This is a genomic window from Sphingomonas arenae (assembly GCF_016924655.1).
GTDB classification, from domain to species: Bacteria; Pseudomonadota; Alphaproteobacteria; order Sphingomonadales; family Sphingomonadaceae; genus Sphingomicrobium; species Sphingomicrobium arenae.
The window spans coordinates 887,001-906,054 of the sequence record NZ_JAFFJU010000001.1; the positions used below are offsets into that span (position 1 = coordinate 887,001).

The following is a 19,054-nucleotide window of genomic DNA, read 5'->3' on the forward strand; positions in this document are numbered from 1 at the left end:
CCGATCATCCTGAGTTTCGGCGCAGTCGGATATCGACGGACTGCGCTTCGATACGCCACTTCGTGGCTGTTCAGCGTGCGCGAAGGGGTGTGCGAAGAGCGCCACTCAGGCTAACTCACCGCTCATGGCCCGCGCCGATGCCCCGACCCCGATGATGGAGCAGTACCACCGCCTCAAGGCGGAGGCAGGCGATGCGCTGCTGTTCTATCGCATGGGAGATTTCTTCGAGCTGTTCTTCGAGGATGCCAAGGCCGCCGCGGCCTGCCTCGACATCGCGCTGACGAAGCGGGGTGAGAGCGGGGGCGAGCCGGTGCCGATGTGCGGCGTGCCGGTCCACTCGGCCGAAAGCTACCTCGCCCGGCTGATCCGCGCCGGACATCGGGTCGCCATCGCCGAGCAGACGGAGAGTCCCGCCGAAGCCCGCAGGGCGCGCGGGTCCAAGGCGCTCGTCGAGCGGGCCATCGTCCGGCTGGTCACGCCGGGGACGCTGACCGAGGAGACGCTGCTCGACAGCGGTGCGGCGAACTGGCTGGCGGCGATTGCCCGCGCGGGCGACGACTGGGGCATTGCCGCCGCCGACATTTCCACGGGGCGCTTCGAGCTGGTTGCCTGCGGGCCCGGCGACCTGCAAGCCGAGTTGGCACGGCTCTCCCCCGCGGAGATCATCGCGGAAGGCCAGGTGCCGGGTGTACGCTGCGTGGCCGGAAAGGGCGGGTTCGACAGCCTGTCGGGCGAGCGCGCGCTGAAAAGCCGATTCGCGGTGCAGACGCTCGACGGGTTCGGCGAGTTGTCCCGAGCGGAACTCGCCGCGGCGGGCGGGCTCCTCGCCTATCTCCATGCGACGCAGAAGGACGCAACGGCGTTCCTTGCGGCTCCGCGCCGGATCGCGCGGCTGCAGCACATGGCAATCGACGCGGCGACGCGAGCGAGCTTGGAGATCACCCGCACCGTCGATGGCCAAGTCGCCGGCTCGCTGCTGGCCGAAGTGGACCGATGCACCACTGCGGCCGGTCGCCGGCTGCTCGCGGCCGATCTTTCCGCTCCCCTCCTCGACAAGGCTGCCATTGAGGCACGATTGGCGCTGGTCGCCTGGCTGCACGAAGACGGGCTGCGGCGAGGGCGAGTGCGGGAAGCCCTCAAGGCCATGCCGGACATCGGCCGTGCGCTTGGCCGCCTGGTGGCCGGGCGCGGCGGCCCGCGGGACCTGGCGCTGCTCCGCGACGGACTCGGTGCGGCCGCAGCGCTCGGGCTCGAACTGGAAGGCGAGCGGGAACGCCCCGCCTTGCTCGAGCGGCTGCTGCCGCGGCTCGGCGGGCATGAGGCGCTGACAGAGCACCTTGCCGCCGCGCTGGTCCTCGCGCCGGCGCTGGACGCCAGCAAGGGCGGGTATATCGCCGAGGGCTACGACCCTGATCTCGATGCTCTTCGTGCCGCTTCCTCGGACGGCCGAAGAGCCATCGCCGCCTTGGAGGCGCGCTACCGCGAGGCGACGGGGATCAGCGGCCTCAAGATCCGGCACAATGCGGTGCTTGGCTACCATGTCGAGGTTTCCGCCAGGAATGCCGACCGGCTGCTCCAGCCCGACAGCGGCTTCACCCATCGCCAGACCCTGGCGGGGGTGGTGCGCTTCAACTCGCCGGCCCTGCACGAGGAGGCTAGCAGGGTGCTGGAGGCTGGCGCCCACGCGCTTGCCGCGGAAGCCGCCCACCTGGAGGAGCTGACCAGCCTGGCGGTTGCCTCGGCCGCGGCCGTCGCCGACACCGCGGACGCGATCGCCCGGCTGGACGTGGCGGCGTCCCATGCCGAGCGCGCTTCCGAAGGTAGTTGGTGCGCACCCGCCTTGCTGGAGCAGCCCTGCCTGGAGATCGAGGGCGGGCGCCACCCGGTTGTCGAAAGCGCGCTTCAATCGTCTGGCGAACGGTTCATCGCCAATGATCTCGCGCTCGGGCCGCAAGACCGCCTGTGGCTGATCACCGGACCCAACATGGGCGGCAAGTCGACGTTCCTGCGTCAGGCGGCGCTGATTGCATTGCTTGCGCAGGCGGGGAGCTTCGTCCCTGCGGCACGCGCCAGGCTGGGGCTTGTGGACCGCCTGTTTAGCCGGGTGGGCGCGTCGGACAATCTCGCGCGCGGGCGATCGACCTTCATGGTCGAGATGGTCGAGACTGCGGCCATCCTCACCCAGGCAACCCGGAACAGCCTCGTCATCCTTGACGAGATTGGGCGGGGCACATCCACCTACGATGGTCTGGCTATCGCCTGGGCCGTAGTCGAGGCGATGCACGATCAGGTCAAGTGCCGGACCTTGTTCGCGACCCACTATCACGAGCTGACCCGTCTCGCCGGCCGGCTCGACGCGCTGTCGCTGCACCACGTCCGTGCCCGCGAGTGGAAGGGTGATCTCGTCCTCCTGCACGAGGTCGCGGACGGACCTGCGGACCGGAGCTACGGCATCGCGGTGGCGCGACTCGCGGGACTTCCGCCGGCCGTGGTCGCGCGAGCCAAGTCGGTGCTCGCCAAGCTGGAGGCCGGCCGGGACGCGACCGGCGGGATCGCCGCGGGGCTGGACGACCTGCCCCTGTTCGCTGCTGCTTTGGCGGAGCCGGAGCACAAGTCCGACCCTCTGGTTGACGCCCTGGACGCTATCGACCCTGACGCACTCAGCCCGCGCGACGCGCTGGAAGCCCTGTATCGCCTTAAGCGCCTGTCGATGGAGCGGGACGGATGAGCGCCCAGCGCTTCGACCTGGTCGAAGACAAGCGGACGATCATCGACCGCCGCGCGATCGCCGACACGCTCGGGAGCGGAAACAGCAACGACGCGGTCGCGACCCTGAAGCAGGCGCTGGACCACGGTCGAGCGGAAATCGCCCGCCGTATTGCCGCCGAGCCGGCGCGGGGCCGGGTCCATGCCGCCGGTACGGCGTGGATGACGGATCAACTGGTTCGCCTTGCCTTCGATTTCGCAGCCACCCGCCTTTACCCCAACGGGAACCCGTCCACGGGGGAGCGTGTGTCGCTGGTCGCCCTCGGCGGCTACGGGCGCGGCGAGATGGCGCCGTTCAGCGACGTCGACCTGATGTTCCTGACCCCTCACCCGCGCGCGCCATGGTGCGAGCAGGTGATCGAGGCGACCCTGTACCTCCTGTGGGATCTCAAGCTGAAGGTCGGGCAGGCCATCCGGACGGTGCCCGAACTGCTCTCGCTCGCCCGGTCCGACATGACGGTGCGCACGGCGATGCTGGAATCGCGCTTCCTCTGGGGCGACCAAACCCTGTTCGAGGAGGCGAATGGTCGCTTCCGCTCGCACGTAGTGGCGGGCACCGCCGCCGAGTTCGTGACGGCCAAGCTCGCGGAACGAGACGAACGGCACGTGAAGATGGGCGATACCCGTTATGTCGTCGAGCCCAACGTCAAAAACGGCAAGGGCGGCCTGCGCGACCTCCATACGCTCTACTGGATCGGGAAATATGTTCATGGCGTGCAAAGCCCGGCCGAACTGGTCGACGCCGGCCTGCTGACCCCGGAGGAGGCGCGCCGCTTCGATCGGGCGGAGCGCTTCTTCTGGTCGGTGCGCTGTCACCTGCACCTGCTCGCCGGGCGTGCCGAAGAAAGGCTGAGCTTCGACCATCAGCGCGCGATCGCCGAGGCGATGCGCTATTCCGACCGACCGGGAAAATCCGCGGTCGAACGGTTCATGCACTTCTACTTCCTGCAGGCAAAGACGGTCGGTGATCTCACCGGCGTGTTCCTTGCGCAGCTGGACGAACAGCTCGGCAAGAAGGGCCGGCGGTTCGCGCTTCCGACGTTCCTCCGCCGCCCGCGCCGCTTGAACGGGTTCGTGCTGGACCGCGGCCGCCTGTCGATCCCGCGGGACGACTTCCTGGCGGAAGAGCCGGTTCGCCTGCTGGAAGTATTTGCCTTGGCCGCTCGCGAGGGGCTGGAGATCCATCCCACCGCGATGCGCGCCGCCACCCGGGATGCGAAGCTGGTGGATCAGGTTCGCGACGATCCGCAGGCCAACGCGCTGTTTCTCGACGTGCTGACCCACCGGAAGCGGCCGGACCTGGTGCTGCGTTGGATGAACGAGGCCGGAGTCTTCGGCCGGTTCGTGCCAGACTTCGGGCGCGTCGTCGCGCAGATGCAGTTCGACATGTACCACCACTATACGGTGGACGAGCACACCATTCGCGCGGTGGGCCTGCTGGCCGCGATCGAGCGCGGCGAACTCCAGGCCGACCACCCGCTGGCAACCGCGCTGTTCGACCAGATCGGATCGCGCCGGGTCCTCTACGTCGCCGTCCTGCTCCACGACATCGCCAAGGGGCGCGGTGGCGACCATTCGGTGCTGGGCGCGGAAATAGCCGAGCGGCTCTGTCCGCGCTTCGGGCTGGACGCTGGCGAAACGGAGACCGTCGCCTGGCTGGTCCGGTATCACCTGCTGCTGTCGGCAACGGCATTCAAGCGTGATCTATCGGATCCCAAGACCATCGACGACTTCGCCGCCGCGGTTCAGTCGCCGGAGCGGCTGCGCCTGCTCCTGATCCTGACCGTGGTCGACATCCGGGCCGTCGGACCGGGCGTCTGGACCGAATGGAAGCGCCGACTGATCCGCTCCCTGTTCGACCTAGCCGAAGAGCGCCTGCGACTTGGACATAAGCAGCGCGGGCGCGCCGAGCAGGTCGCGGCCCGGCAGGCGGAGCTGGCGAGCGCGCTCGGCTGGCAGGCCGGTGCTGCACGTGCCCATGCGCGCCGGCTGCCCGATAGCTACTGGATTGCGGAAACGCCGGATTCGATCCTTGCCAATGCCCGGCAGATCGCCGCGGCCGGCGCTCGGATCGGCGATGCCGGGGCGAGCGTCCTGGCTGAAGGTGAGGAAGAGGGCGCGACTCGCGTCACGGTGTTCGCTCCGGACCGGCCGGGACTCTTCTATCGGGTCTGCGCCGGTCTGGCGGCCGCGGGGGCCACGATCGTCGACGCGCGCATTCACACCACACGAGACGGGATGGCGCTGGATAATCTGCTGGTGCAGGACGGGCGAGGAAAGCCGTACGGCGAGAAGCGGCTTCGGCAGCGGCTGGTCCGCTCGGTCGAGGCAGCCCTTGCGGGCGAGTCCCTCCCCCCGCTCCCCGCCGGATCGTCGGCCCGTGCCTTCGCCATCGCGCCGTCGATCACCGTCGCGGATCGCGCCTCGCGGCGAACCACGGTGGTGGAGGTGAATGCGGCAGACCGTCCCGGCCTGCTTGCCAGCCTCGCCCGTGCGATCCACGGGCTGGGCCATGTTATCCATTCCGCGCACATCGCCACATATGGAGAGCGCGCGGTCGACGTCTTCTACCTGACCCGAGCGGACGGGAAGAAGCTCGAACCGGTCGACAATGCGATTCTTCGCACCGCACTCCTCGCCGCGGCGAGCGACGGCGCAGAGGCTGCGGCCGCCTGATCCCCGAAAAGAGGAAGGGCCCCGCTTTCGCGGAGCCCTTCCCTGTTCACTCGGCTGAGGCTCAGCCGCGTTCCGGCGCCGGCGGCGGCGGGGGCGGCGGAGGTGGCGGCAACGGGCAGCTGTCCGTCGCCAGGATGACCGAGCCGTCCGCGCAGGTCTGCGTGGCAGGCGGCGGAGGCGGCGGGGGCGGGGGCGGGGGAGGTGCGGCCTCCTCGACCCGCGGCTCCGGCGACAGCTTCATCCGCAGGGTCATGCCGTAGGTCCGCGGCTCGGCCAGGAAGGCGCCGAATAGCTGGGTCGAACGATTCGGGATCGGCGAGCAGAAGCCCGCCTGCGCGCCGCGGGTCGTGCAGCTGCCCTGCAGGAAGGCGTCGAAGGCCACCTGCTTGTAGTCGGTGTTGAACAGGTTCTGCGCCCAGAACTCCAGCGCCCACCGATCGCGCGGTCCACGCAGGCCGACGCGGCCGTTGAAGACGGTGTAGCCATCGTCGATCTTCTCGATGTCGAGGTCGGAGCCCGTGTTGAACTTCGACTGGTGACGCGCATCGAGGTAGATGAGGCCCCGCAGGCCACTCGAGCCGATCGGCGGAGTCCAGCCGATCGAGGACGACAGGGTCAACCGCGAGGAGTTGGACAGACGGCGGCCCGGCAGCTGGAACAGGGCCGGGGTCAGCGCGCGACCATCGGCACCGACCAGGTTCTTGCGATACTTGGTGTCGGCCACCGTTGCACCGAAGTTGAAGGTCACGTCGCGGAGCGGACGGGTGAAGACTTCAAATTCGACGCCCTGGCTCTTCACGCCCGCCTTGGTCTTGCCCTCGCAGGCGCCGGTCGGAACGATCTGCGAGTTGTCCGTGTCCGCGCCGTTCAGGTCGTCCTTGCAGGCGTTGATGTTCTCAACGAAGAAGTTGATGCCGTTGAAGGTGTTGAGCTGGAAGTCCTTGAACAGCTGGCGGAACACCGCAACGTTCACGTCAAACCCGCGCCCGTTGTACTTGGCACCAATCTCCAGCGCGTTGTTGATCTCCGGCTTGAAGCGCAGCTGGCTGGGATCCGTGAACCCGCCGGTGGCGCAACCCGCCGGAAGCGTTCCGCTGGTGGGACATACCGCGCCCGCGACCGGAACGCCGGAGGAGTTCAGCGCCACGTAGCGGCTGAGCGCCGACCGATCCAGGTTGAAGCCGCCGGCCTTATAACCACGCGAGAAGCTCGCATAGGTGAGCAGGTCGGGTGTCGGCTTCCAGCTGAGGACCACGGTTCCGGAGAGCTTCTTCTCGGTGAAGCTGTCCTTGAATGACAGCGCCCCGCCCGGAAGGCTGGGGATGACGCACGGAATCTGCTGCAGGGCACCGAGCGGACCGCCCGTTCCGTACAGCGCGCAGACCGAACCGCCCACGTCCAGCAGGTCGGCATCCAGCTCCTTCTTCTCACGGGTGTAACGTGCGCCGACCGTCAGCTTCAGACCATCCGTGATGGTGAAGATGTTGTGGGTGAAGATCGCCATGTTGTTGCTAGTCTGGTCGAACCGGTCGTCCGTGCCAGTTCCGGTCAGCGACCGGGCACCGAAGCCGTTCGCGATCGACAGGTTGGTGAAGCCGCTATTGGTAAAGATCGGCGCGGCGAACGGCCCCTGGCGGGAGAATGCGCCGAACACCGCCTGGGTCGTCGGAGCCGCGGCCAGCGCTGCGTAGAGGCCGGGAGCCGTAGCGCCATTGAAGCAGGTAGCGTTACCCGGCTGGACCAGGCTGCCCGCGAACGGAGCAAGCAGGGGATTCAACTCGAACGACTGGGCGAAGTTGTTCGCCACCAGGCAGTTCGCGTAGCGCGAGAAGTCATCGCCGTAAGCGATGTTGTCGTCCACCCGCAGCTTCTCGTTCGCGTAATAGCCGCCTAGGAGCCAGTCGAGGCGGTCGCCGAAGGCCGAGCCTTGCAGGCGAAGTTCCTGGCTGAACGTCTTGAAGCGGTTGAAGGCCGATCCGTCATCGTCGCGATAGACGAGATCGAGATTGTTGAAGTCCGCGTCCTGGCCGCGGATGTAATTGTTATACCGGTAGGCCGTGATGCTGGTCAGTTCAGCGCCGCCGAAGTCGTAAACCGCTTCGGCAGAGAGACCCCAGTCCTTCACGTCCGAGCGGTAGCTGCGCCCGGGGGTGATCGAGACGTTCCGCTCAAACGGATCGTCGTTGATCACCGCGCCGAGCCCGCGCTCGATGAAGGCGATGGTGGACGGGCCCTCCTGGGCCTCGCCGTTCACCACGTTCACATCGCGTGCGGGCAGGAAGGGAGCCGCGCAACATTCCTCGTCCCGCTTGGCATAGTCGCCGATCAGCCGCAGCGAGAAGTCGTCGTTCGGCTGGAACAGCGTCTGGCCGCGCAGCAGGTAGCGGTCGCGGTCGTTCACCTGGCGGCCCGAGATCACGTCGTCGAGGAAGCCGTCGCGCTTCATGTAGATGGCGTCGAGGCGCGCGGCCACAGTGGAGCCGATCGGACCTGTCACGCCCAGTTCCACGCGGCGCAGATCGTAATTGCCGATGGTCAGCTCGCCGTTCACCTGCGTCGTGAAGCTCGGCTTCGCGGTGATGATCGAGATGATACCGGCCGAGGCGTTGCGGCCGAACAGGGTGCCCTGAGGCCCGCGCAGCACTTCGATGCGGTCGATCTGGCCGAGCTCCGTCAGGCCGACGCCCGTACGCGAGCGGTAGACGCCGTCAATGAACACGGCGACCGAGCTTTCCAGGCCGGGGTTGTCGCCGACCGTGCCGATGCCGCGGATACGGGCGACGCCCGCGCCCGCTTCGGATGACGTCGACGAAACCAGCAGCGACGGAGATACCTGGTTGAGCGCACGGATGTCCGTCGCACCGGTGTTCTCCAGCGTCTGCGCGGTTACCGCGCTGACCGCCAGCGGAACGTCGGACAGCGCCTCGTTACGGCGGGTCGCCGTGACGATGATCTCACCCGCCTGGGCGTTGTCCTGAGTCTGGGTGGCCGAAGCATCCACGGCGCCGGCCTCAGCCGTTGCGCCATCGGTCGGCTGGGCCGCGCCTTGGTCGGTGTCGGTTTCCTGCGCGAGCGCAGGTGTCGAAAGTGCAAAGATGCCGGCCGATAGCAGCCAGACGGACTTGCGCATGATGAACCCCTCTCCTGTTCTGGAGAGAAGGCTAGTGCAGCCTCAGCCTAGAGGGAAGCGAACCGCATTTGGCGCCCTGCGGGAATCCGACCCACTGTCGTAAAGTTGCAACAGGGAAATGAACCCCTTTGCGACACGTTAACCAGCCCGTCAGCGCTGGGCCGCGTAGCTTTCGAGAAAGCCGCAGCGGCTGCAGCGGTACGTCACAACGTCCAGTCGCTCGCGTCCGCGCAACTTCAGGCCAGTCCAGATGCTGCGCTCGGGCGCACCGGCGACCCACTTCGCAACAGTACGAGTTCCATGGCCCTCGTCGACGATGAAGCCCGCCCCCATGCTCCCGCCGCACTTCGAACAAGCGGAACTGCGGTTCACGCGGGCCTCCCTCGTTGGACCTTACTTGGGCGCCAAGACCATCAGCATCTGGCGGCCTTCCATGCGCGGATGGGCTTCGATCTTGGCGATCTCCGCAACCTGTTCCGATGCGCGCTGGAGCACTGCCATGCCGAGCTGGCCGTGCGCCATCTCACGACCGCGAAAGCGCATGGTGAGCTTCACCTTGTCGCCCTCTTCCAGGAACTCGACGACCTTCTTCATCTTGGTGTCGTAGTCGTGGTCGTCGATGTTCGGACGCATCTTGATCTCCTTGATCTCCTGCGTCTTCTGCTTCTTGCGCTGCTCGTTGGCTTTTTTCTGCGCTTCATACTTGAAGCGCCCGATGTCGAGGAACTTGGCGACGGGCGGGTCGGCGTTGGGACTGATCTCGACCAGGTCGAGGCCCACGCTGACGGCCTGCTCGTAAGCTTCGCGCGTATACATCACGCCCAAATTCTCGCCATTCTCGTCGATCACCCGGACCTTCTGGGACTGGATGAACTCATTGTAGCGAGGGCCGGAAAACGTCGGCGGCGCCATGGAACGGCGCGGATAGGGCGGTGGTATAACGCAATCTCCTGAAGTCAGTTGTACCCGAGGGTGCGAGCTAGTGCCTCTTGGCTCCGCTGAAAAGGGGAGTGTGGCTCTCCCGCGCCGTTTTTGCGCTCTTCTGTGGCGAGCCGGCGTCAGTTGGCCCTCGCGCAAGCGCCAGGGGGTTCCTACATCGCCCTGTGCGATGCGGAGAGACGGACGACGATGCTGAGAATCCTGGCGGCACTGGTGGGCTCGCTGGCGTTCGCGATCCTGCTAGCGATGGGGGAGCGACTCCACGGCCCCCTCAATCGACTGTTCCGTGCAGCGCTGGCCGGGGCTGTTGCCCTGCTGGTGCTGATCGGCCTGGCCGTCGGTACGGCCGGAGTCGCGAACGAGGCGTGGTGGGCGGCCGTGATCGGCGGCTTGCTCCTGGCCCTCGCCGCGCGACTCGGCTGGAAACTTCGCCGGAGCGGGCGCGAACGAGACGACGCCATGCGCCGCCGTCCGGGGGTGCCCTCGACCAACCTTCTTCCGGACCTGCGCTGGCGCAAACTCGACAAGTGCCTGACCTGGCCGGAGCGCCAGCGGGCGCGCCTTGCCCGAGAGTCCATCCAGGGCTTTCTGGCGGAGCGTCAGTCGCCCTCGTTGACCCACGAGCACCAGTCGCTCCTGGTCTCGCTGGAGCGGCGCGTTCCCGAGCTCATCGACACCTGCCTCGAGCGTTGCCAGCGGGCCCGGCCCGACGAGCGCCGGGCGTATGTCGATGAGACGCTGGGTCGGCTGGTGCAGATCGCTGCGGAGGCAGAGCAGGCGCGGGCGGAGGTCCGGGCTGCGGACGACCAACGGCTGCAGGTGCTCCACCGCTATTTCGACGGCAAGACAGCCGACGCAAGCCGCTCGGAATTGCCGCGCTCCTGATCGCTCAACGCAGGCGGCCGCGCCATGCCAGCGACTGCCGATTGCTGACGCGAAGGTCTAGCTTTCCGGCCAACAGCTGCTGCCCAAGCTCGACCGCCCGCGCCAGGAGCTGCTCCGGCGCATGGCGATATGCCGGACGTCCCGACACGTGGTCGTACCAGCAGCCCTCGCACGCGCCGTCGAGCAGCACGCGCTGGAAGCAGTGATCGTCCTTGAGCGGCCAGCCTCGCTCCGCCGCTACTGCCGGCAGCGCGACGCGTGTAAGGTGCAGCCAGCGCTGCTCGAGCTCAGCCCTGCTGTCCGGCAAGATCCGGCGCGACCGCTTCGGTCGCGATCATCCTGAGCGCCTCGTCTAGGCTCATCACCAGCTGCCGCTCCTCCGATCCGAGACGACGGAGCGCAACCGTACCCTCCTCCGCCTCGCGCTTGCCGACAACCAGCAGCAGCGGAACCTTGGCCAGACTGTGCTCGCGCACCTTGTAGTTGATCTTCTCGTTCCTGAGGTCCGTCTCGGCGCGAATGCCAGCCGCCTTGAGCTTGCGCACGACCTCCTCGGCATAGCCGTCCGCATCCGAAACGATGGTGGCGACCACCGCCTGCACGGGCGCGAGCCACAGCGGAAACCTGCCTGCATAATGCTCGATCAGGATGCCGATGAACCGCTCGTAGGAGCCGAAGATGGCCCGGTGGAGCATGACGGGCCGGTGCTTGCCGCCGTCCTCGCCCACATAGGAGGCATCCAGCCGCTCGGGCAGCACGCGGTCGGACTGGATGGTGCCGACCTGCCACGTGCGGCCGATTGCGTCGGTGAGGTGCCACTCGAGCTTTGGCGCGTAGAAGGCGCCCTCGCCGGGAAGCTCCTCCCACCCGTACTCCGGCGTTGCCAGCCCCGCTGCCTTCACGGCATCGCGCAACTCGTTCTCGGCCTTGTCCCAATCCGCGTCCGAGCCGAAGCGCTTCTCGGGCCGCAGCGCCAGCTTGATGGAGTAGCTGAAACCGAAGTCCTTGTAGATGCGGTCAGCCAGCGAGCAAAAGGCCTTCACCTCGTCGACGATCTGGTCCTCGCGGCAGAAGATGTGGGCGTCGTCCTGCGTGAACTGACGCACGCGCATCAGGCCGTGCAGCGCGCCGTGCGGCTCGTTACGATGGCAGCAGCCGTTCTCGTACAGGCGCAGCGGCAGGTCGCGGTAGCTTTTGATGCCCTGGCGGAAGATCAGCACGTGGGCCGGGCAGTTCATCGGCTTGAGCGCCATCCAGTCGGCATCGCCGGTGATGACCGGCCCCTCGTCCTCCGTGTTCGGCACCTCGTCCGGGATGACGAACATGTTTTCGCGATACTTGCCCCAGTGGCCGCTCTGCTCCCACTGGCGAGCGTCCATGATCTGCGGGGTCTTCACCTCCTGGTAGCCGGCGGCGTCGATCGCGCGGCGCATGTACGCCTCCAGCTCGCGCCAGATGAGGTAGCCGTTCGGGTGCCAGAAGATGGAGCCGTGCGCCTCGGCTTGGAGGTGAAAGAGGTCCATCTCCTGCCCCAGCTTGCGGTGGTCGCGCTTGGCCGCTTCCTCCAGCCGCTTGAGGTGTTCGTCGAGCTGCTTCCGATTGAGCCAGGCGGTGCCGTAGATGCGACTCAGCATCGGGTTCTTAGGGTCGCCCCGCCAGTAGGCGCCCGACACGCGCGTCAGCTTGAACGCCTGCGGGTCGAGCTTGCCCGTGGAGGCCAGGTGCGGTCCCCGGCACAGGTCCATCCATTTGCCCTCGCCCTGCCCAGAGCGATACATGGTGATGGGTTCGCCCTCCGGCAGCTCCATCACCCATTCGGCCTTGAAGGTCTCACCGGTGCGCTGGAAGAAGTCGCGTACGTCCGCGCGCTGCCAGACTTCCCGGATGAGCGGCTCGTCGCGGGCGATGACCCGGCGCATCTCTTCTTCGATGGCGGGCAGGTCCTCCTCGGTGAAGGCTCCCCGGCCGGGCGCCGGCGCGAAGTCATAGTAGAAGCCATCGTCCGTCGCCGGACCAAAGGTGATCTGCGTGCCTGGGAACAGGTTCTGCACCGCCTCGGCCAGCACGTGCGCATAGTCGTGCCGGACGAGTTCCAACGCGTCCTTCTCGTCGCGGGCGGTGATCAGCGCGAGCTCGGCATCCTCCTCGAAGGGCCGAGTGATATCGCGCACCTCGCCGTTGACGCGCGCGGCCAGGGCCGCCTTGGCCAGGCCAGGCCCGATCGCGGCAGCCACATCGGCCGGCGTCGAGCCTTCCGGCATCTCCCGCACGGAGCCATCGGGAAGCGAAATCCTGAACATCTTGGACATAGGGAGGCGCATGTAGCGACTGCATCCTCCCTTGTGGACCCCTTTGTCGCGGGCAGTTCAGCGCCCGCGCGGTTGCCGGCTGAGGACCAGTGGGGCCGGGCAGCGGTCGATGCGCCGGTCAACAGCTGCGAACATCATCGCGTCGGGCAAGTCCGTCAGGTTCCGTGCGCGCGGATTCTCCCCTTGCTTGCGGGCCAGCGACATCGGCGTCTCCGGACAGCCGGCCTGCTCCTGATAAGGGTTCCAGCTGGGCATGTCGGCGACAGGTTTCGCGGTCGGTGGAGCACTTGGGGCGCCCAGCGCCGCAGCCAGGACGGGAAGCAGCAACAATCGCATGACTCACCTCCGAGAACCGAAGGTTATCACATTCACGCTCAGACGGTGAAACTCTCCCCGCAGCCGCAGCTGCCCTTGGCGTTCGGGTTCTCGAACACGAAGCCGGCGGTAAAGTCGTCCTCGCGCCAGTCCATGACGGAGCCGATCAGGTAGAGCACGGACGCGCCATCGACGTAGAAGGTGCCGCCAGGAGTTTCGATCTTCTCGTCGAAGCGGCTTTCTTCGGTGACGTAGTCCACCGAGTAGGCGAGCCCGGAGCAGCCGCGGCGCGGCGTGGAAAGCTTCACTCCAATCGCTCCTTCGGGAGCCTTGGCCATTAGGTCGGCGATCCGCTGCTCGGCGGACGCGGTTAGCGTGATGGCGGCCGGTCGGGTGCGGGTTTTTACTTCGGTCATCAAAGCATCCCCAATTCGAGCCGGGCCTCGTCGCTCATCTTGCTCGGATCCCACGGGGGGTCCCAGACGAGCTTCACCTCCGCATCGCGCACTCCGGGCACGGACAGCACGCGCAGTTCGACCTCACCCGGCATCGACTCGGCCACGGGGCAGTGCGGCGTGGTCAGCGTCATGGTGACCACGGCGTCGCCGTCCTGGCTGACCGTCACGTCGTAGATGAGGCCCAGCTCGTAGATGTCGACCGGGATCTCCGGGTCGTAGATGGTCTTAAGCGCCTCCACGATCGCCGCTTGCACGTCGCCGCCGGGACCGTGCACCGGTGCATCGACAGGCTTCTCCGCGAGGAAGCCCGCGAGATAGTCGCGCTTGCGCTCGAATGTCTCGCCCGCGCTCTCGACGCGGGCGCGCGGCGGCGGAGTGACCTCCGTCACTTCCTCGATCTCGATCTTGCGTTCCTCACCCATCATCCGAATATCCGCTTCACTTGGCTGAGGCCGTCCACCAGCGCATCGATGTCCGAACTGTCGGAGTGCGCCGCGAAGCTCGCCCGGCAGGTCGCGGGCACGCCGAGCAGGTCCATTAGCGGCTGCGCGCAATGATGCCCGGCGCGGATCGCCACGCCCGCGTCGTCCAATATGGTGCCCACGTCGTGCGGATGAACCCCGTCTACCTCGAAGCTGACGATACCCGCGCTCTCCTCCGGCCCGAACAGCCGGACGAAGCCGAGCCCCCGCAGCCGTTCCCGGCATTCCGCCACAAGCGCAGCCTCGTGCGCGTGCAGCCGCTTGACGCCGATCGCCTCGACCCAGTCGATCGCCGCCGCGAGCCCGATCCCGCCGACGATGTGCGGGGTGCCAGCCTCGAACCGCTGCGGCGGGGGCATGAAGGTCGTGCGCTCGAACGTGACCCGGTCGATCATCGCACCGCCGCCGGCCCAAGGCGGCATGGACTCGAGCAGGTCCTTGCGGCCCCACAGAACGCCGATGCCGGTTGGGCCGTACAGCTTGTGCCCGGAGTAGGCGTAGAAGTCGGCGCCGATCGCCGCGACGTCCACCGCCAGGCGCGGGGCGGACTGACAGCCGTCGAGCAGCAGCAGCGCGCCCTTGGAGTGCGCGATCTCGGCGGCGCGGTTGCCGTCGAGGATCGAGCCGAGCACGTTGGAGACGTGGGCGAAGGCGACGACCCGGTGCTGGTCGGAGATCATCCGCTCCGCTGCATCCAAGTCGATCCGGCCATCGGCGGTCAGCGGGACCACATCGATGTCGTAGCCGGCGAGCTGCCACGGCACGATGTTGCTGTGGTGCTCCAGTGCGGAGAGGAGGACGCGGGAGCGGTCCTCCTTGCGGAGCACTTGCGCAACCAGATTGATGGCTTCCGTCGCCCCGCGGGTGAAGATGACCTCGTCGGCCGCGCCGCCGATGAGGTTCGCCGCGCGGGCGCGGGCGGCTTCGTAGGCGAGCGTCATGTCCGCCGAGCGCTGGTACACGCCGCGGTGCACGGACGCATAGTCCTGGGCATAGGCGCGGGTGATGGCGTCGATCACCGCCTGCGGCTTCTGCGCGGAGACGGCGGAATCGAGATAGTGCCAGCCGGCGATGGCGGGGAACTGGTCGCGGACCGCAAGTGCGTCCGTCGTCCCGGGCTCGACCCGGGAACCGCCTTCTTCTCGGAAGGCAGGCAGACCCCGGCTCAAGGCCGGGGTGACGAGATCAGGCCTGTTCACCGCACCACACTCCTCAGTGCGGCACGGCTGGCCTCGACTAGCGCCTCACGCTGCGCCTCATCCGGCACATCGTCCCACAACTCCAGCACGAAGCCTTCCAGCAGCAGCGCCTTGGCTTCGGCCGGCGGCAGGCCGCGCGACAGGGCATAGAACAGCTGGTTGGGATCGAGCTCGCCAACGCTGGCGCCGTGGGCGCACTTCACGTCGTCGGCGTAGATCTCCAGCTCCGGCTTGCAGTTCGCGGTGGCGCCGCGGTCGAGGAGCATGGCCTTGACCGACTGCTCGCCGTCGACCTTCTGCGCATGGCGCGCGACCGCCACCTTGCCGAGATAGCTGCCGGTCGCTGTGCCGCCGAGCACGCTGCGCACCGTCTGCCGCGAGGTGCCGTTGGGCTCGACGTGGCGGACCGTGGTGACGATCTCCTGCGTCGCCTTGCCTCCGCCGATGTTGGCGGCATCGAAGGTGAAGTTGGCGCCTTTGCGCACTTCGACATCTATTTCGTAGCGCCCGTAGTCGGACGCGGTATTAAGCGCGAAGATCGACAGCTCGGCGTCCGCCTCCAGCACGATCTCGGCTCGGCGGACTTGCACCGGTTCCTCGGTCGGCAGCAGGACGTGCCAGTGCTTTTCGCTGGCGGGAACGACGATCTGCTTTGGCGCTTCGAGGTCGGCCCAGACGCTCTTGAGGGCATCCAAGTTGGAATAACGGTAAGCCTCCGCCTTGCGGGTCGGGAAGGGAACAGTCACATCCGCCTCCCGCGCTCACGCTGAGCTTGTCGAAGCGTTGCACCACACCCTTCGACAGGCTCAGGGTGAGCGCAAGCGCTGGGTCGGGCCACTCTCACGCCGCCACCTCCGCATAGCCCTCGCGCTCGAGCTCGTGGGCAAGCTCGGGCCCGCCCGAGCGCACGATGCGACCGGCGCTGAGCACATGCACTCGGTCCGGCTGCACCACGTCGAGCAGGCGCTGGTAGTGGGTGATCAGCAGCACGCCGCGATCGGGCGCGCGCATGATGCGGTTGATGCCGGCGCCGACGATGCGCAGCGCGTCGATGTCGAGGCCGCTGTCCGTCTCGTCGAGCACGGCGAAGCGGGGGCGCATGATGCCCATCTGGACCATCTCCATCCGCTTCTTCTCGCCGCCCGAGAAGCCGACGTTTACGGGGCGCTTGAGCATCTCGACGTCCATGCCGAGCTCGGCCGCTTCGGCACGGGCGAGGCGGATGAACTCCGCGCCGGAGAGTTCCGCCTCGCCGCGCGCGCGGCGCTGGGCGTTCAGGCTCTCGCGGATGAACTGCATGGAGGAGACGCCGGGGATTTCCACCGGATACTGGAACCCGAGGAACAGGCCCGCCGCGGCGCGTTCGTGCGGTTCGAGGGCCAGCAGGTCCTCGCCCATGAAGGTCACGGAGCCGTCCGTCACCTCATAGCCGGGCCGCCCGCCGAGCACATAGGCGAGCGTCGACTTGCCCGCCCCGTTCGGCCCCATGATCGCATGCACCTCGCCCGCCGGAACGGTGAGGGTGAGGCCGTTCAGGATCGGCTTGTCCGCGACGGTCGCGTGGAGGTCAGTGATTTGCAGCATCGTTCTTCTTTGTCGCTCGGCGTTCCAAAACTTTCAGCCGGACGTCTTCCAGAGCCGGGTCTTCGATGGCTGCAATGAAACGCTCGCTCATACGCGCGGCTTCAGCTCGCCCTCGTTCAACATACCGCTCTTGAAGCGCGTAGCTGGCACTGACGAATTCATCAGCGCAGGCAGTCTTTGCTGCCTTGAACAGATCGTCCGGTGATGCACCAGACGGCTCAAGCTCGATAGCCCGCATTCTCAAACACTGCGAATACGCTCTCAGCGCACTTGCCGTCTTGGGATCGCTGACAAATGATGGTTCTTGCGACGCGATCAGCATGGCAGCAAACAGCATCACCCCACGCTCCCCTCTAAACTAATCCCCAACAGCTTCTGCGCCTCGACCGCGAACTCCATCGGGAGCTGCTTCAGCACCTGGCGGGCGAAGCCGTTGACGATCAGGGCCACCGCCGCTTCCTGGTCCAACCCCCGCGACATGGCGTAGAAGAGCTGGTCCTCGCTGATCTTGGACGTGGTCGCCTCATGCTCGATGGTCGCGGTCGGGTTCCTGACCTCGATGTAGGGCACCGTGTGCGCGCCGCACTGGTCGCCGAGCAGCAGGCTGTCGCACTGGGTGAAGTTGCGGACGTTCTCCGCTCCGGGGAGTACCTTCACCAGCCCCCGATAGGTATTGTCGGACCGGCCGGCGCTGATGCCCTTGCTGACGATGGTCGAGCGGGTGTTCGCGCCGATGTGCACCATCTTGGTGCCGGTGTCGGCCTGCTGGCGGTTGTTGGTCAGCGCGACCGAGTAGAATTCGCCGACGCTGCCCTCGCCCTTGAGGATGCAGCTAGGGTATTTCCAGGTGACCGCGCTGCCGGTCTCGACCTGCGTCCAGCTGACCTTGCTCCGCGCGCCCGAGCACATCGCCCGCTTGGTCACGAAGTTGAAGATGCCGCCGCGGCCTTCCGCATCGCCCGGATACCAGTTCTGGACTGTGGAGTATTTCACCTCCGCATCCTCGTGCGCGAAAATCTCGACCACCGCGGCGTGGAGCTGGTTCTCGTCGCGCATCGGCGCGGTGCAGCCTTCGAGATAGCTGACATAGCTGCCCTTGTCGGCGACGATCAGCGTGCGCTCGAACTGGCCGGTGTTCTCCGCATTGATGCGGAAATAGGTCGACAGCTCCATCGGGCAGCGGACACCTTCGGGGATGTAGACGAAGGTGCCGTCGGAGAAGACCGCGCTGTTGAGGCAGGCGAAATAGTTGTCGCGCTGCGGCACCACGCTGCCGAGGTACTGGCGGACGAGGTCCGGATATTCGCGCACTGCTTCGGAAATGGAGCGGAAGATGACGCCCGCCTTCTCCAGCTCCTCGCGGAAGGTGGTGGCGACCGAGACGCTGTCGAACACCGCGTCCACCGCGACCTTGCGCGCGCCCTCAACGCCGGCGAGCACCTTCTGCTCCTCGATCGGGATGCCGAGCTTTTCGTAGGTGCGGCGGATCTCCGGGTCGAGCTCGTCCAGCGAGGCGATGGTCGGCTTCTTCTTGGGCTCGGCGTAGTAATAGGCGTCCTGGTAGTCGATCGCCGGGATGTCGAGCTTGGCCCAGTCGACCTCCTCCATCTCGAGCCAGGCGCGATAGGCCTTGAGCCGCCACTCGAGCAGCCATTCGGGCTCGCCCTTCTTGGCGCTGATGTAGCGCACGGTGTCCTCATTGAGGCCCTTGGGCGCGCGTTCGGACTCGATGTCGCTGGTGAAGCCCCACTCGTAGGTGGCGAGCTTCTCCGCGGCCTCGTGCGCTTCGCGGTTCTTGGTGATGATTTCCTGATTCATGCTTGTTCCAGAACGCGGGCGGTGACCGCCGGCGTGCAAAGGTCTTCCAGGGTCACCGCCGCCAACGCGCCGCGGACGGCATTGCTCACGACGCTCATGTGCGGCTTGACCCGGCAATGCGCATCGAGAGCGCACTCCGACGCCTCTTCCGAACCGCAGCACTGGGTCATCGCGATCGGGCCTTCCACCGCCTCGACCATTTCGGCGAGGCTGATTTCGCGCGGCGAACGTTCCATCACGAAACCTCCACCTGCGCCGCGCACACTTCGAAACAGGCCCGCGCCCGCGAGCTTGCCGAGCAGCTTCTGAGCAGTCGGGAGCGGCACGCCAGTTTCAGAGGCGAGCACAGTCGCGGACAGGCGCTCGCCCGCGGGACGGCGGGCCGCGGCAGTCATCATCACGACCGCATAGTCGGCAAGGTGGGTCAGGCGCATGAGCTTAAATCAGACTTTCACAGTCCGATTTGTGCAATTGCCCTGAAAAATCAAGTGCG

At 66.9% G+C, this 19,054-nt stretch carries 17 protein-coding genes; 3 read left to right on the forward strand and 14 right to left on the reverse strand.

Annotated elements, in window-relative coordinates; genetic code table 11:
- Window positions 1-124 precede the first annotated feature (124 nt).
- A complete protein-coding gene (mutS, locus tag JT720_RS04480; RefSeq protein WP_237219644.1) occupies window positions 125-2,728 on the forward strand; it encodes a DNA mismatch repair protein MutS in 2,604 nt (867 codons plus the stop codon).
- Window positions 2,725-5,442 (forward strand): [protein-PII] uridylyltransferase, encoded by a 2,718-nt coding sequence (locus JT720_RS04485; protein WP_205479635.1) that lies wholly within the window; start codon window positions 2,725-2,727, stop codon window positions 5,440-5,442. Before mutS ends, JT720_RS04485 begins: the two co-directional genes overlap by 4 nt.
- A 61-nt stretch (window positions 5,443-5,503) precedes the next feature.
- On the opposite strand, the gene JT720_RS04490 is transcribed toward JT720_RS04485, so the two are convergent.
- From JT720_RS04490 to infC, 3 genes are all read right to left on the reverse strand, one after another.
- On the reverse strand, window positions 5,504-8,572 hold the full coding sequence (locus tag JT720_RS04490) for a TonB-dependent receptor (protein ID WP_237219645.1): 3,069 nt from the start codon (window positions 8,570-8,572) through the stop codon (window positions 5,504-5,506).
- Window positions 8,573-8,722: 150 nt separating this feature from the next.
- A complete protein-coding gene (locus tag JT720_RS04495) occupies window positions 8,723-8,944 on the reverse strand; it encodes a hypothetical protein (protein WP_205479637.1) in 222 nt (73 codons plus the stop codon).
- Between the two features lie 21 nt (window positions 8,945-8,965).
- Entirely contained in the window at window positions 8,966-9,484 is a 519-nt protein-coding gene (gene infC / locus JT720_RS04500) for a translation initiation factor IF-3 (RefSeq protein WP_205479639.1), read from the reverse strand.
- A gap of 216 nt (window positions 9,485-9,700) precedes the next feature.
- Here infC and JT720_RS04505 point away from each other — a divergent pair, with 216 nt between their 5' ends.
- Window positions 9,701-10,396 (forward strand): hypothetical protein, encoded by a 696-nt coding sequence (locus JT720_RS04505; RefSeq protein ID WP_205479641.1) that lies wholly within the window; start codon window positions 9,701-9,703, stop codon window positions 10,394-10,396.
- Between the two features lie 4 nt (window positions 10,397-10,400).
- On the opposite strand, the gene JT720_RS04510 is transcribed toward JT720_RS04505, so the two are convergent.
- From JT720_RS04510 to JT720_RS04560, 11 genes are all read right to left on the reverse strand, one after another.
- Window positions 10,401-10,703, reverse strand: coding sequence for a GCN5-related N-acetyltransferase (locus JT720_RS04510; protein WP_205479642.1), 303 nt, complete (start codon window positions 10,701-10,703; stop codon window positions 10,401-10,403).
- Window positions 10,684-12,705 carry a threonine--tRNA ligase gene (gene thrS, locus JT720_RS04515; protein WP_205479644.1) on the reverse strand — a complete coding sequence of 674 codons (2,022 nt, stop codon included), beginning with the start codon at window positions 12,703-12,705 and terminating at the stop codon, window positions 10,684-10,686. Before thrS ends, JT720_RS04510 begins: the two co-directional genes overlap by 20 nt.
- Before the next feature lie 57 nt (window positions 12,706-12,762).
- Window positions 12,763-13,041, reverse strand: a complete 279-nt coding sequence (locus JT720_RS04520) for a hypothetical protein (RefSeq protein WP_205479646.1) — start codon at window positions 13,039-13,041, stop codon at window positions 12,763-12,765.
- Between the two features lie 38 nt (window positions 13,042-13,079).
- A complete protein-coding gene (locus tag JT720_RS04525) occupies window positions 13,080-13,436 on the reverse strand; it encodes a HesB/IscA family protein (RefSeq protein ID WP_205479647.1) in 357 nt (118 codons plus the stop codon).
- Entirely contained in the window at window positions 13,436-13,900 is a 465-nt protein-coding gene (locus JT720_RS04530; protein ID WP_205480172.1) for an SUF system Fe-S cluster assembly protein, read from the reverse strand. Before JT720_RS04530 ends, JT720_RS04525 begins: the two co-directional genes overlap by 1 nt.
- Window positions 13,900-15,117, reverse strand: a complete 1,218-nt coding sequence (locus JT720_RS04535; RefSeq protein ID WP_205480173.1) for an aminotransferase class V-fold PLP-dependent enzyme — start codon at window positions 15,115-15,117, stop codon at window positions 13,900-13,902. The genes JT720_RS04530 and JT720_RS04535 overlap by 1 nt, the downstream gene beginning before the upstream one ends.
- A 38-nt stretch (window positions 15,118-15,155) precedes the next feature.
- On the reverse strand, window positions 15,156-15,905 hold the full coding sequence (locus tag JT720_RS04540; protein WP_205479649.1) for a SufD family Fe-S cluster assembly protein: 750 nt from the start codon (window positions 15,903-15,905) through the stop codon (window positions 15,156-15,158).
- A 94-nt stretch (window positions 15,906-15,999) separates the two neighbouring features.
- On the reverse strand, window positions 16,000-16,743 hold the full coding sequence (gene sufC / locus JT720_RS04545) for a Fe-S cluster assembly ATPase SufC (protein WP_205479651.1): 744 nt from the start codon (window positions 16,741-16,743) through the stop codon (window positions 16,000-16,002).
- Window positions 16,727-17,080 (reverse strand): hypothetical protein, encoded by a 354-nt coding sequence (locus JT720_RS04550; protein ID WP_205479653.1) that lies wholly within the window; start codon window positions 17,078-17,080, stop codon window positions 16,727-16,729. The genes sufC and JT720_RS04550 overlap by 17 nt, the downstream gene beginning before the upstream one ends.
- Window positions 17,080-18,561 (reverse strand): Fe-S cluster assembly protein SufB, encoded by a 1,482-nt coding sequence (gene sufB, locus JT720_RS04555; protein WP_205479655.1) that lies wholly within the window; start codon window positions 18,559-18,561, stop codon window positions 17,080-17,082. The genes JT720_RS04550 and sufB overlap by 1 nt, the downstream gene beginning before the upstream one ends.
- On the reverse strand, window positions 18,558-18,995 hold the full coding sequence (locus tag JT720_RS04560) for an RrF2 family transcriptional regulator (RefSeq protein ID WP_205479657.1): 438 nt from the start codon (window positions 18,993-18,995) through the stop codon (window positions 18,558-18,560). Before JT720_RS04560 ends, sufB begins: the two co-directional genes overlap by 4 nt.
- Window positions 18,996-19,054: the final 59 nt, after the last annotated feature.